The 13,779-nt window shown below is 40.0% G+C and carries 10 protein-coding genes; 8 read left to right on the top strand and 2 right to left on the bottom strand.

All coding sequences use genetic code 11. The annotated features are described in order from the left end of the window. Positions 1-161: 161 nt before the first annotated feature. The 5 genes from ACED20_RS04610 (at position 162) to ACED20_RS04630 (ending at position 6,739) form a co-directional block, all read left to right on the top strand. Entirely contained in the window at positions 162-1,328 is a 1,167-nt protein-coding gene (locus ACED20_RS04610; protein ID WP_294237375.1) for a T9SS type A sorting domain-containing protein, read from the top strand. 124 nt (positions 1,329-1,452) lie between these two features. After that, on the top strand, positions 1,453-4,104 hold the full coding sequence (locus tag ACED20_RS04615) for a 4-alpha-glucanotransferase (protein WP_378103632.1): 2,652 nt from the start codon (positions 1,453-1,455) through the stop codon (positions 4,102-4,104). A 136-nt stretch (positions 4,105-4,240) separates the two neighbouring features. Continuing rightward, positions 4,241-5,278 carry a hypothetical protein gene (locus tag ACED20_RS04620; RefSeq protein ID WP_294199929.1) on the top strand — a complete coding sequence of 346 codons (1,038 nt, stop codon included), beginning with the start codon at positions 4,241-4,243 and terminating at the stop codon, positions 5,276-5,278. A gap of 178 nt (positions 5,279-5,456) precedes the next feature. Next, positions 5,457-5,921 (top strand): hypothetical protein, encoded by a 465-nt coding sequence (locus tag ACED20_RS04625; protein ID WP_294237371.1) that lies wholly within the window; start codon positions 5,457-5,459, stop codon positions 5,919-5,921. A gap of 308 nt (positions 5,922-6,229) precedes the next feature. Beyond that, positions 6,230-6,739: a ferritin gene (locus ACED20_RS04630; protein WP_294237368.1), complete on the top strand. Its 510-nt coding sequence runs from the start codon at positions 6,230-6,232 to the stop codon at positions 6,737-6,739. A 537-nt stretch (positions 6,740-7,276) separates the two neighbouring features. On the opposite strand, the gene ACED20_RS04635 is transcribed toward ACED20_RS04630, so the two are convergent. Continuing rightward, complete coding sequence (locus ACED20_RS04635) at positions 7,277-10,417, bottom strand: UvrD-helicase domain-containing protein (protein ID WP_378103633.1); 3,141 nt, start codon at positions 10,415-10,417, stop codon at positions 7,277-7,279. 182 nt (positions 10,418-10,599) lie between these two features. Between ACED20_RS04635 and ACED20_RS04640 the strand changes: the two genes are divergently transcribed. The 3 genes from ACED20_RS04640 (at position 10,600) to ACED20_RS04650 (ending at position 12,959) form a co-directional block, all read left to right on the top strand. Beyond that, positions 10,600-11,346, top strand: a complete 747-nt coding sequence (locus ACED20_RS04640) for a hypothetical protein (RefSeq protein ID WP_294241745.1) — start codon at positions 10,600-10,602, stop codon at positions 11,344-11,346. Positions 11,347-11,351: 5 nt separating this feature from the next. After that, positions 11,352-12,131 (top strand): carboxypeptidase-like regulatory domain-containing protein, encoded by a 780-nt coding sequence (locus ACED20_RS04645; protein ID WP_378103635.1) that lies wholly within the window; start codon positions 11,352-11,354, stop codon positions 12,129-12,131. A gap of 93 nt (positions 12,132-12,224) precedes the next feature. Beyond that, positions 12,225-12,959, top strand: a complete 735-nt coding sequence (locus ACED20_RS04650; RefSeq protein WP_294309664.1) for an SIMPL domain-containing protein — start codon at positions 12,225-12,227, stop codon at positions 12,957-12,959. 306 nt (positions 12,960-13,265) lie between these two features. Here ACED20_RS04650 and ACED20_RS04655 read toward each other — a convergent pair whose 3' ends face one another. Next, positions 13,266-13,778, bottom strand: coding sequence for an N-acetyltransferase (locus tag ACED20_RS04655; RefSeq protein WP_345767146.1), 513 nt, complete (start codon positions 13,776-13,778; stop codon positions 13,266-13,268). Position 13,779 lies beyond the last annotated feature (1 nt).

The raw sequence follows: 13,779 nt of genomic DNA on the forward strand, positions 1-13,779 counted from the left end.
TTCCCTCTTCCAACCTATTAATCCGACTTCTACTTTGGGTTCACGCTATATAACATCTGAAACCTCCGTCTTTACCTCAACCTCAAAATTTTTTCTCAATCAATGGTAAAATTATGTAACTTAGTCATACTAAAATGATTAAACATTAAATTTATAAACCTATGAAAAAACATTTACTACCTTTATTCTTATTGCTTACAGGCGCAAATGCTTACGCCCAACAGGATTTTTTCGCATTGGTCGGAAAAGATACTCCGAATATCGTTTTCAATGACTTCCGTGCAATCGACGGGACCAGCGGAACTTCCGGGGAAAAAGTTTTTACTTCGGATTCTTCGGCGAAGGTTTTTTCTCAAAGCAGAAACAGCTCCGTTACTGAAGATAGAAATACTTCCAGCAATGCCCAGGCTGTTAACATGGCTACCCTGGCTTTCGATCCTTACAACAATAATCTGGTCTATATGCCGATGTTTTCTTCAAACATCTATGTGTTAAATGCTAAAACCAAAGAAATCACCCTGGTGGAAAATAATCTTGCGAGGGTAACTTCCTGTGACATCAATTCGCATTTTACAAGAATGGCTGCCGGCTATGACGGAAATATTTATGCCATTAACAATTCAGGAACCCAGTTTCTCCAGATTAGCAGAAAAGGAAATCAGTATGCTGTAAATGATCTGGGAATCATCAAAGACGATGCTTCCAACGGCAAAAATTCTTTTACAACCATTGAGACAGGCTTTGGAGGCGATATGATTGCAGATGCAGACAACAATTTCTATATCTTTTCAGCTTCGGGAAATGTATTTAAAGTTTCGACGAAAGAACTGAAGGCGAAATTCGTAGGGAAAATTTCCGGAATTCCGGATAATTATTCCGTGAACGGTTCCGCCGTAAATGCCCAAGGGAAAGTAGTAATTGCCAGTGCCAAAGGAGCTCCTTTATATGAAGTGGATATCAATACACTACAGGCAAAGCCTTTGGGAGGCGAGCAGAATCTGCACATCTACGATCTTGCAAGTAAATATTTCGCCAACGACAGGGCGGCTTCAACGACGGCCTTTGCGGGTCTAGAGATCTATCCTACAAGAGTAGATGATCAGTTAATTAATATAAACGTACATGATAAAGCGGTAAAAGGAAACATCAGACTAAATATTTTCGATATGTCCGGAAAAAATGTAATAAAACAGAATTTATCAGTAAAAGACGGTTTCCTGAATCAGCAGGTTCAGCTTAAAAACCTGGCAGGCGGCGCTTATCTGATAAGCATCACCGACGAATCCGGCAGGATATTATTGAACAAGAAAATTCTGGTTGCAGAATAGGATGAATTCTATTTAAAACTAAAAAACCTTTTCAAACGCTCTGGAAAGGTTTTTTTAATGAATATTTGATATTCAATAAGTTTTCTTTTTCAGGATTATAACGTATTTTTATAAAAAAATATAAATGAAGCTATACTTTAATGTAGGTTACAGTACAAAAGTCGGGGAGCAGCTGCAGTTGGTGATCAATGATGAAAGTGCTGTACAGCAGACTCATGCTATGGTTTACGGGGAAAACGGGTTGTGGAAATGTGAGGTGGATTATTTTTCAAGATCGGTTTCCTACCATTACAGAATGGTGGATGACCGGGGAAAGCTTCTTCGCGAAGAGTTTGTTCCACATCACCTGAATTTTCCGCATAACTATAAAGAATTTTCCATTTTCGATGAATGGAACAATAAAAACTTTCCGGAAAATTATTTAAACAATAAAATTTTTCATAACAAGCTGAATACATTTAAGCCCGAAAAAATTTCGGTCCTTAAAAAGCATACCCATTTATTCAGGATCGAAGCTCCCTTATACCATCCGGGCTGGAAGATCGTCCTGTTCGGAAGTACGGCTTCATTGGGGAATTGGGATTATAATAAAGTAATTCATCTGGCCCAGACGGATTTCGGCATATGGGAGACGTCGCTCGAAATTCCGGAAAATGAATTCATTCAGTATAAATATTGCCTGTATAACAGTACGGAAGGAAAAGTAATGGATGTGGAGAACGGCGAAAACCGTTTTGCCGTGCCGAATCAGCAGAAAGATGTGTTGCAGATCGTTTCCGATCATTATTTTAAATTCAAGCTGTACCAGATGTACCACGATGCGGGAGTAGCCGTTCCGATCTTCTCCCTGAGAACGGAAGACGGATTCGGGGTGGGTGAATTTTCAGATCTGAAAAAACTGGCGGACTGGTCAAATGAAACCGGGCTCGGCATCATCCAGATCCTGCCGATTAACGATACGACCGCCAATTATTCGTGGACGGATTCTTATCCTTACGCTGCCGTTTCAGTATATGCACTGCATCCACAGTATATTTCCCTCGAAAACCTGGATGTTAAGCTGTCGGAGGATTTACAGGAAGAATACCTGGCTGAAAAAGCAGAGCTGAATGCACTCGAACTGATCGATTACGAAAAAATGATTTCCGGAAAATGGAAATACCTGAAAGCAATTTTTAATGAAGATAAAGAAAAGATTTACAAAGACCGGAACTTTAAGAAATTCATTAAAGACAACGAAAGCTGGCTGGTTCCGTATGCAGCCTTCTGTGTCCTGAGAGACAAATATCGAACACCGAATTTCAATGAATGGAAAACGCATAAAAAATATATCGCAGGAAAAGTATCGGCATTCTTTACCACGAAGAGTAAAGATTATGATGCTTCCATGCTGCATGCGTGGGTTCAGTATCAGCTTCATAAGCAATTAAAGGAAGCGATTGATTATACCCATGATTTGGGAATCTCCGTAAAAGGCGACCTGCCGATCGGTATTTACAGGCATTCTGTAGAAGCCTGGACGGAGCCTGAACTTTTCGGAATGGATTTCCAGGCCGGGGCACCGCCGGATCAGTTCACCGAGTTAGGACAGAACTGGGAATTCCCAACCTACAACTGGGAAGCGATGAAGGCAGACCATTATACCTGGTGGAAAAACAGATTTAAAGCCCTGGAACAGTATTTCGATGCCATGAGGATCGACCACATTTTAGGCTTCTTCAGGATCTGGAGAATGCCCGTTTCTGCTACCCAGGGAATTTTAGGATATTTTTATCCTGCGGTTCCGGTTACGCTGGATGAATTCAACGCACGCCATATTCCGTTTAATTTCGACAGATACTGCAAACCTTTTATCAACGATCAGATACTGCGGAATTATTTCGGGGAGAGCCGCGAAAAGGTCTTGGAATTTATTACCAGTAACCATGACGGGACATATTCATTTAAACAAGAATTTGATACCCAACGAAAAATTGCGGATTTCTTTAAGAAAGATCCGGATAACCCGATTGAAGAACAGCTGATCTCACTCTGTGCCAATGTTCTGTTTCTGGTCGAAGAACGAAATGGTCAGGTGGTTTACCATCCGAGATTTAACGTATATCATACCGATTCTTACCATTACCTGTCAGATTGGGAAAAGAAAGCGATCTATGATCTGTATAACGATTATTTCTTCAAAAGACAGGATCATCTTTGGAAAGAAAAAGCCATGGAGAAACTTCCTGTCATCCTGAATGCGACAAAAATGCTGATCTGCGGAGAGGATCTGGGGCTTGTCCCGGACTGTGTTCCTGAAGTGATGGATGAACTGGCCATCGTTGCTTTAAAAGTGCAGCGGATGCCTTCCGATAATATCCCGTTCTATAATCCTAAAAATGCAGGATACCTGAATGTGGTCACCGCTTCTTCCCACGACAGCTCTACATTAAGGCAGTGGTGGAAAGAAAACCCGGATTTAACGCAGCAGTATTTCAATCAGCAGTTGGGACAGTACGGAAAAGCACCCGAAGAACTGGATGCCTATCTTGCGGAAATCATCATGAAGCAGCACCTCTATAATAATGCGATGCTGGCCGTTTTCCCGATCCAGGAGTTTCTGGCTACAGACCAGAAGCTGGTAAACCCGAAAATGGATAACGAGCGGATCAACAATCCTGCCGTGTTTCCGCATTACTGGAGATACAGGATGCACCTTAATCTGGAAGATCTAAAACAGGAATCCGACTTCAACAGCAAAATCGCTTATTGGGTGAAAGATAGTGGAAGGTTGTGAATTTAATATTTGATTATCAAATAGTTATCAATAAATTAAAAGAAGTTTTATCATACGATTTAACTTCTTTTTTCTATTTACATCAAAAAGATAGAATTAAGAATTCTGCTATATTAACCAATTAACGACTATAGAAATGAAAAAAATATTAATCGGTTTTGCTTTGGGTATTGCGACGTTGTCGTTTGCTCAACAGTATCCCAACAATGGCTGGAACGATGACGGCTATTATGACAATGACGGGGGATATTACAGTGATCAGGATGATCAGAATTATTTCCCTGACGATTATTATTATGATTATCCACAGGACTATTATCCGCAGGATTATTATATGACCAATTATAATGATTACAGGAACAGTATCATCAGCATCGACTGGAATATATTCTTCGCTCAGAACAGGCTGAACCGCTGGCAGATCGACCAGATCATGAGATTGAATAATCTGTATGTAAATTTTTCGACATGGAATAATTTCTACCGATACAATCCGGACAGATGGTATTACGACAGATTCTACGCATTACAGAGAATTATGGGACCAAGGGTTTTTGTGGTATTCCAGAATAATTATTACAGAGGATACAGCCCGGTGGTATATTTCCAGAATTACAGACGGACCCATTACGGCGCAATATGCAGGCCAATGCCACGCTACAGAAATGTAAATATTAATATTTACAGAGTAGATCGTGCAAGATTCCGCAGAATGGATAACCCGACATTCAACATTGTGAGAGGAAGCGACAGACCGAATAACGGTTTCAGAGGATCGGTAAGAGACGGTAACGGCGGATTCCGTGATCAGTCCGGAAACAGAAACGGAAATCCGGTTTTCAGAAATGATAATCCGGGAATAAGGAATAACGGCGGTGGTTTCAGAGGAGGCAACGATAATGGAGGATTAAGAAACGACGGCGGAATGAGAGGAAACGGGGGATTCAGAACAGAGCGCGCCGAAAGAACGGAAAACAACGGAACCCGCGGCGGAGGCTTCAGAGGAGGTGATATAAGAAGAGAGGAAGCTCCTAGACGTGAGAATAACGGTGGCGGTTTCAGAAATGACGGCGGCTTCAGAAGAAACGAAAGCCAGGCTCCGCGGGAACAGAACAGAGGAGGCGGAGAAAGCAGAGGAAACGGTGGATTCCGTACCGGATTTGCAAAGAATTAATTTTCATATATTATATTTAAGTGGTGTGAGGGCAGATTTTCGGATCTGCTCTTTTTATTTTTTTTATGGTTAAATAATTAATATTTAAATTTAACATTAATTGTTAATTTTTGCTTTTAACTTTTGATTTAACAGATAATCAAAAAGATATAAAAGAAATAATTAAAGATTTAAGAATATGAAAAAATTAGTTTTAGCGATAGCATTTATCGGAATAGGAAGTTTTGCAATGGCTCAGCAGACAACGCCGACCCCTCAGGACAGACAGGCAAAAAGAGCGGAGATGAAAGCAAAATTCCAGCAGAGAGAACAGGAGCACCTGGCTCAGATGCAGAAGGATTTAAACCTGAACCAAGCTCAGGTAGATAAGATCAAGGCGCTTCAGGATAAAAGAAAAGCGGAAATGAAGGCTGAGTTTGATAAAAACAAAGGGGAAAAACAGGCCAGAATGGAGCAGATGAAAGCGAAGAGAGCGCAGATGGACGCAGATATGAAGCAGATTCTTACGCCGCAGCAGTACGATAAATGGCAGGCAGACCGAAAAGCAAAAATGGAGCAGCGAAGAATGGCAATGAAGGATAAAGGAATGAAAGGGCCAAGAATGCACAAGCCGATGAATACGGCTCCGGAGCCAATAAAGTAGTTTATAATTTTGATTTTTTTAATGTGTTGAAGAGCGGAGATTTTCCGCTCTTTTGTATTGGTTTTAAGGTAAATTCGATAGTACTATGTTCAGCAAACTGACAAAAAAAAACGTTAAAATGTTAAATAGAATTTTCTATAAGTAACGGAGATATCATTTCTCATCGAATGCAATTATTGGCGTGATGTTCTGACAATAAAACTTCCGTCCCATCAATCTGATCTTCTTCTTTAGGTTCACGTTAATTTTATCTAAAACTTTTGATTTCGGGGTTTTATTCCCTAATTTTGACGGTAAAATTATGACTTATGGTAAGTGAAAAAATTGCAGCATTAATCAACGAGCAGATCGCGCACGAACAGTATGCAGCACAGTATTATCTATCGATGTCTGCATGGTTTTCCGCAAAAGATCTTGACGGCATTGCCAATTATTTCAGAGTGCAGAGCAAAGAAGAACTGATGCATGCCGATAAAATGTTCGATTATTTAAATGACGTAGGCGGACAAATCATTATCGGTGAAATTCCGAAACCACCACATGAATTTACAGATGCCATCGACATCTTTGAAAAAGCACTGGCGCACGAAAAAGTGGTTACCAAAAGTATTTTTAATATCGTAAAGAATGCCAATGACGAAGGCGATTTCGCCACCACTTCTTTCCTGCAGTGGTTCATCAACGAGCAGGTAGAAGAAGAGGCCAGTGCCTCACAGCTGGTGACCAAAATAAAAATGGTAAGCGACAACCCTTCCGCACTGTATCTTTTCGATCAGGAACTGGCCCAGAGGGTTTTCACTCCTGATGCGACACCCTAGTTTAAATTAATTCAGTATAAAAAATTCCGGCGGCACCAAAGGTGCCGCCGGAATTTTATGCCTGCTTCTTTAAAAATAAGTATTCCAGAACCATCCTGGAGAAGGAATGGTTTTAGTTTTCCCTTACCGAAGAATCAGAATCTACCCGTTTTTTCAGTTCTTTCGGGTTGGTATCTTTATAAGGGGAACAGAAATATAAAGCCGATTCACATGCGGATTGCTTTTTAAATAGACCACCGGAAATTTTTTCTCGATAAAAGTCTTTGCCTTATAAAAATTTAGCGGATTAATATCCGTCTCAGATTGATAGGTTTTCTCTCCGGTCTGAAAAGTATAGACAAACTCGTAGCCCGTTCCTCTTCCGTAAGGTTTTATTTTCTGAATTCTGCCTGCCGTATAAAGTCCTTTCGCCTCATAAGAGGTTTTGTATTTATTTATTTATTTATTTATTTATGAACTGATAATCGTAAATCAAAAGTCCGGTAATTAAAAAGACTGATGAATAAACACTGTACTTTTTAAAAAAAGCCATCATGGTTACAGATAAATCAGCTGCGTCTTCAGAACTTTTCTTCCCAGTTTTTCCAGGATGTTTTTATAATTTTCGATCTGCCTTTCATCCTTTTCCGATGGGTCGCCTGTCTTGAAATCAACAATAATATAACCTTCATCACTTTTAAGGATACGGTCGGGACGGTAGACACGGCTTTCCCCATTTTCCGTAATCATAATATCTTTTTCGTTGATAACTTCCCATTTTTCATCAAAAAACTCAGCATTGTTCCGGATGATGTCTTCCAGGTTTCTGTGAATTTCTTTACTTTCCTCAATCGTAATATGGCCTTCCAGAACATAACATTCCAGTACTTTGCGGATGTCTTTTGCCGTATTGATCTGAGACAGCAGCTCGTGAACAAAAAGCCCAATCCTCACTTTTTCCACCCGTACCTGATAATTTTTGGAAGGCGTGGCAATTTTGATCGATGTGTTTTTTTCGTTGACGTTTTTTAAAGCCGGAATATCTTTGGTCTCGAAATGCGAGGCTTTATCCTTGGAATATTTTTTCAGCATTTCGGGACGGATCTGATAGATATCGAACTCATCAAGGTTCTCAGGATTTTTAGACTGGAGGAACTCCAGCAGTTCAAGATTGTTCGACGTTTTGTTCGCTTTCTGAATATAAAAAAACAGCTGTTCGACAGGGCGCGTAGTGGCTACATATTGCAGGCACAGCCTGTCCACCATATTTTTATAGGCATTCTGTTTGTTGAAAATCTCAATTTCCTCATCATACACCTCAAGATTTTTACTGAACTGATTGATATTTACTGATCTCAATGCGCTATCGGTTGTGGTTTCAAACCAGTTAGTAAATTCGGCATCGCGGTTCTTGTTCATCATTGGGATGAAAACGATCGGGAATTCGAGTCCCTTCGCTTTGTGGATCGTCATGATTTGGATCGCATCAATATTTTCCGAAGCCTGAATAGTGTAGGATGAAGCTTCTTCATCCCAGTATTTGAGAAACTCCTTGATGCTTGCCCCGGCATTCTGGGTAAAGTTGAAAAGCATTTCCAGGAAGTTCAGTAGGAAATCGGTTTCCTTATTTTCTGCGGAAAATTCGTTGATGTAATATTCTATAAAATTGTATAAATTAAACCTCGGAAAATTATCCTGTCTCAGCTGTAAAGCATATGTATGATGAATGAACTGAAGTACCTCCTCATGCCCTTCGATATCCAGGATGGCCTTCATTTCCAATGTGAAATCTTCCATGTGAATCCTTCCCAGTTTGTTCAGGTAATACATCATCATGATCAGATTCGGTTTGTTCTTTGGATTGGTTTCCCAACGCAGGAATTCGACGACCGCTTTCAAGGTGTTGGAAAGTTCCAGCGTAAGCCCTTTATCAGAAATCGTTTTGATATTGGTCTCTTCGCCTTTGTACTTCACTTTGAGATTCCCCAGCTTCTGGGAGTAACTGAAAATATCAAAATTACCGCGGCAGAGAATCGTAATATCGGAAAACCGGAAACCGTTATCCAGGATCTCCTGGAGATCTTTCCGCATCCTTTCTGAAGTATCGTTGTAGAAATCTTCATTGGTGAGATTTTCGATAAGGTTTACCTTTACACGGCCTTCAATCGAAGACTTCGGATCCTGTATGCCGTCGGTCCCGAAAATATTTTTGTGTTCTTCCGTAAGATATTCCGAATGGTATTGATAAAGTTCATTGTTAAACCGAACGATATTTTTAGCGCTCCGCCAGTTGTCCTTCAGGACCAGCAGATCCGCCTGTTTAGGGGTTCTTTCCTTTTTGTTGATGATGTCCAGCATCAGTTTGCTTTCCCCGCCCCGAAAACGGTAGATACTCTGCTTCGGATCGCCTACCAGCGTAAAAGAAGTATTCTCCGTAGAGATGGAATGGTCTCTTAGCGGAAGGAAATTCTGCCACTGCAGCTCCGAAGTATCCTGGAATTCGTCAAAGAAATAATGCTGGAACTGTGAGCCTACTTTTTCATAAATAAAGGCAGAAGGTTCGTTTTTAAGATTTTCATTGATGAGGATATTGAATTTTGAAAGCAGAACGAGATCATTCTCTTCCTCGATCTTTTTTAATTCATCCTGAATGTCTTTGTTTACTTTCAGAGGAAGCAGGGCTGATAAAATCTTCTCCTTTTTCTGGGTTTCGATGTACAGAAGGATCAGCTGCATCCGGTTTTCCAGCAGCTGGTCCAGCACTTCTAAAATTTCAGGCTCTTTATTTTTTGATTTTGACGAAGCGCCTTTCCGGTAGTTGTTTACCACCGATTCTTCTGCGGTCGTCGGGAAGGGGAATCCCGGTCTTTTCTGTTGGTAAAAATCGAGTACTTTCGTGAAAAATCCGCCGATCCCGTTTTTCCCCTGGGCAAAATCTTCAATCTCAATATTTCTGGATCTGAACAGTTCGATGGATTGGGTAGCCAGTTCGACCGCCTGCTTTTTATTCAGGGAAATTTCCTTGCGGAGCGTATTCTTTATATTTTCGTAATTTGTATTATCGAAATCTTTGTTGTTCTTAAGGTGTTCGTAATGAATGTCTTTTACGAATTCTTTGGCCGATCCGTAAAGGCTTTTATTTAAATTGATCCGCTCGTTGTTTTCCAGGCTGTAATCCACATAATCCATAAATGAATTTGAGATTGCCTCGTTTTCCCCGATCTGGTCGAGCATTTTATCCACAGCTTCAATCAGGAAAGGCTCCGCTTCAATCTCAAGGTTGAAATTCTTGGCCAGTCCCAACTCATAGGAAAAGCTTCTTACCAGCCGCGAATTGAAACGGTCGATGGTTCCGATATTCAGGGTGGAGTAGTTGTGGAGCACGTAATCCAGCATTTTCTTTGCCCGGTAATGGAGCTCGTCGATGGTAATTTTCAGACCTTCTTCTTCAAAAGCTTTCTGGATATTTTTTAAATCCCCGTTTTCTGCAAAATTATCAGCAGAGAAATTACTTAGCCACGTAATAATCCTCTCCTTCATCTCATTGGCGGCTTTATTGGTAAACGTCAATGCCAGGATATTCCTGATCGACTGCTGCTGATTAGGATACCGGAGGCAGATCATCAGGAGCCTTTGCACGAGGACATATGTTTTTCCCGAACCTGCCGAAGCATTGATTACCGTATACGAATTTTGCATAAATTAAGTGGAATTCCATCTGCAAGTTACCTAATTTTTACCTGAAATTTTAACAATTTTCCGCCGCTATTTAACAGTTTTGAAAATAAAATTCCAAAAGAAATCCTAAAACGCGTTAACTGTGGTTAAACTTGCCGTTAAGTCTGAAAATAACTTTAGTTTTGTTTAATAAAAAGCTGTCCGTGAAAATTAAACTATTCTTTATTTTATTTACCGTTTTTTTCATCAACATCAGTGCTCAGGATTATATCTTCGGAAAAATTACCTCTGAAGACAACAATGAAATACCCGATGTTACCGTTATCAATATCAGGACGGATGAAAGAGTTTTAAGTAACCGTGATGGGCATTTTATGATCTCAGGAAGGGCAGGGGACGAACTCCGTTTTATAAAAACCGGTTATGAAAGAGCCAACAAAAAAGTAACCCGGGAGAATATCGCATCTTCCATTAATGTGATTTTAGTAAGGGCTGCTGAGCTTATTGCAGAAGTGGAGATTAAAAAAAATATTACAGGTGATCTTAAAACCGATTCCAAAAATCTTAATTCTCCAAGAAAAGTCGAAAAGCTGAAAAGCGATCTGGCAGTGTATATGTCCCAAAAATCCGATCCGAGGATCATGGCCGCAAGGCCTGGAGAATTCGTACAACCGAAAGGGCAGGGCTTTTCCATAGGCAAAGTAAAAGACAAATGGGATGATCTGGATTTTGCCAATTACCTTACCTACGCCTTGGGAGAAAAATATTTTACGGACCTGAAAATTGATAAAACCTTTATTCAGCATTTCATCTATTATGTTTTCGCCGGAGGGTTTGAACGGAAAAATATCCTGAAATATGGTTTTTGTAATGATGCCGATCTGATGCGTTTTCAGAGGGCGGTATTAGTAAGGATTTCATCATACAGGTCTCCTCAGACTCAAAAATAATGCTGATGAAAACCTGGCTGTCCATGATCCTGATTCTATTTTTTACCCCCGTATTTTCACAGCAGAAAATTTCGGGGAAGATAACCGATGAAGAAGGAATCGCTTTACCGGCTGTAAAGGTAATAAATATGGCAACGGACCGGAAAGCATACACCGTGGAAGACGGTACATTTTCCATTGAAATATCTTCTCCTGATGATGAGATCCGGTTTGTAAGAAATGGTTTTGAGAGATCTTCCCTAAAAGCTCAGTACGGACTTAATAAGAGCCTGAACATCCGGCTTACCCGGGTTGCTGAGGAAATTGAAGAAGTAAAGGTTGCCAAAATTACCGGAGATATTTCCAAAGATTCAAAAGCTGTGGCTAAAGTCGACAAATCGCAGATCGTAGAAGATGCCGTAGGGCTTCCACAGCCGGTGGGCAAAATGCGGGAAACTCCTGCCGATGTAAAGCAGGTACTTATTCCGATCCTGCTGGGAACGCTTAATGTACAGGGTTTGTATGACCTTATAAGCGGAGATGCCCGCAGAATGAAACGTCAGTACCGGTATGATGATCTTCAGGAAGATATTAAATGGATCAGAGATCGTGTAGAAGATGAGTATTTTACCAAAGAAGGGATTCCGGCTGAGCGCATTTCCGAATTTGTCGAGTTTGCATTTATCAATCAGCCGCAGTCCAGAGCTTTCGTAAGGTCTAAAAATTTAGCAGGTGCCCTTTCAAGAATGGAAGATGCTTTTCCGGTTTTTGTCGGGAGGCTGAAGGAAGAAAAAGCTCGGAAATAAATGTTAAAGAAATCTTAAAATATGGAATGGAAATTGATATGGTAGATCACTGGGAATTTCACTGAATCATACTTATAAAAGTCATATGTTTTTATGAATAAAAATATTTTCGCTACTGCTATTGCTGCCTTGGGGTTTGTTATAGGCCTGGGCTTTCTTGGAAATGCCATTAAAAACAGGAACAAATCTGAGAATACCATTTCCGTGACCGGATTAGGTACCAAACAGTTTACGTCCGATCTCATTACCTGGTCGGGAAATTTTTCTAAAAATAATTTTGACCTGAAATCGGCCTATGATGAATTGGCTCTGGACAGAAAAACAATCAATGATTATCTGTTGTCGAAAGGCGTTAAGCAGAGTGAAATTGTTTTCTCTTCAGTGGATATTCAGAAACAGTTTAAAAATTATACGGATTCCAGCGGGAATAATATCCAGAACGAATTTACCGGATACAATCTTACACAGACGGTTTCCATTGAAAGTAAGGAAGTGGCAAAAATCGAAAACCTTTCCAGAAATATCACGGAAATCATCAACCGGGGCATTGAATTTACTTCTTCTTCTCCCAGCTATTTCTATACAAAATTGTCTACGGTAAAGCAGGAAATGATTGCCTCGGCTACCAAAGATGCCAAAGAAAGAGCAGAAAAGATCGCGGAAAATTCAGGAAGCAAATTGGGGAATCTTAAAAAAGCAACAATGGGTGTTATACAGATTACGGCCCCGAATTCCAATGAAGATTATTCTTACGGCGGAACTTTCAACACCGCCTCAAAAGATAAGGAAGCCAGCATTACCATTAAACTGGAATATGAAGTGGATTAATCTTTAAGATTTTAACCAGGATTTTAAATGTTTAAAGATCATTTAATCATCTTCAAAAAATTTGGGAAATCTATAGGAAATAAAAAATCCGAAGCAAAAAACTTCGGATTTATATTTTAATGATATTTAATTTATTTCCATTGATTTAAAGGAAAAAAATAGAAATTGACCCGAATTTTAAATATCTTTTTCTTTTAATCAGTATCCAAACTAGATCATTTAATAGGTAAGACCGGTATCGAGATGTCGACAGAAGAAACTTCCAGCATCCAGCTTCCCTCTTCCAGCTTTTTTACATGTCGTTATTTAATGATAAACAATATCGTATATTTCATCTTTTATTTCCTTCAGGTTTTCAGGGGAATAATTGGCCAGCAGCCATAATTCCATAGGGTCTTTTCCCTGGCCGTAACTAGGTTGCACATACATTTCATCGATCACGGTAAAGCCGTTTTTGCGGTAAAAAGAATAGCGCCTTTGGGTTTCTTCATTCAGGTGGCCATGCTCAATTTCCAGGATGATCCGCGGATAATTTTCAAAAAGATATCCGGTAATGGCGGACCCCAGCTTTTGGTTTCTGAATTCCTCAAAAACCTCAAAATGTTCTACAAAAGCAAAACTGCTCAGTTCCCAGATGATGAGATAGCCGATGTTCCTGGCATCATGCAACACCGAAACGATTTTCACTTTAGGATGCAAAAAAAGCGGACACAGCTTATTCCAGTCACGCCTTTCATTTTCAAGAAAGGTTTTGCAGTAAGCATCAAAAATCTCCTGAACCCTGTAGTCTTCAGCAGAAGTAATCTGTAAAAATTCCATA

This window comes from Chryseobacterium sp. sg2396, assembly GCF_042610505.1.
GTDB lineage: Bacteria > Bacteroidota > Bacteroidia > Flavobacteriales > Weeksellaceae > Chryseobacterium.

Bases quoted from the DNA above. Each gene is read 5' to 3' on its own strand.
- ACED20_RS04610 (WP_294237375.1), top strand. From the start codon at position 162: ATGAAAAAACATTTACTACCTTTATTCTTATTGCTTACAGGCGCAAAT.
- ACED20_RS04615 (WP_378103632.1), top strand. From the start codon at position 1,453: ATGAAGCTATACTTTAATGTAGGTTACAGTACAAAAGTCGGGGAGCAG.
- ACED20_RS04620 (WP_294199929.1), top strand. From the start codon at position 4,241: ATGAAAAAAATATTAATCGGTTTTGCTTTGGGTATTGCGACGTTGTCG.
- ACED20_RS04625 (WP_294237371.1), top strand. From the start codon at position 5,457: ATGAAAAAATTAGTTTTAGCGATAGCATTTATCGGAATAGGAAGTTTT.
- ACED20_RS04630 (WP_294237368.1), top strand. From the start codon at position 6,230: ATGGTAAGTGAAAAAATTGCAGCATTAATCAACGAGCAGATCGCGCAC.
- ACED20_RS04635 (WP_378103633.1), bottom strand. From the start codon at position 10,417: ATGCAAAATTCGTATACGGTAATCAATGCTTCGGCAGGTTCGGGAAAA.
- ACED20_RS04645 (WP_378103635.1), top strand. From the start codon at position 11,352: ATGAAAACCTGGCTGTCCATGATCCTGATTCTATTTTTTACCCCCGTA.
- ACED20_RS04650 (WP_294309664.1), top strand. From the start codon at position 12,225: ATGAATAAAAATATTTTCGCTACTGCTATTGCTGCCTTGGGGTTTGTT.
- ACED20_RS04655 (WP_345767146.1), bottom strand. From the start codon at position 13,778: ATGGAATTTTTACAGATTACTTCTGCTGAAGACTACAGGGTTCAGGAG.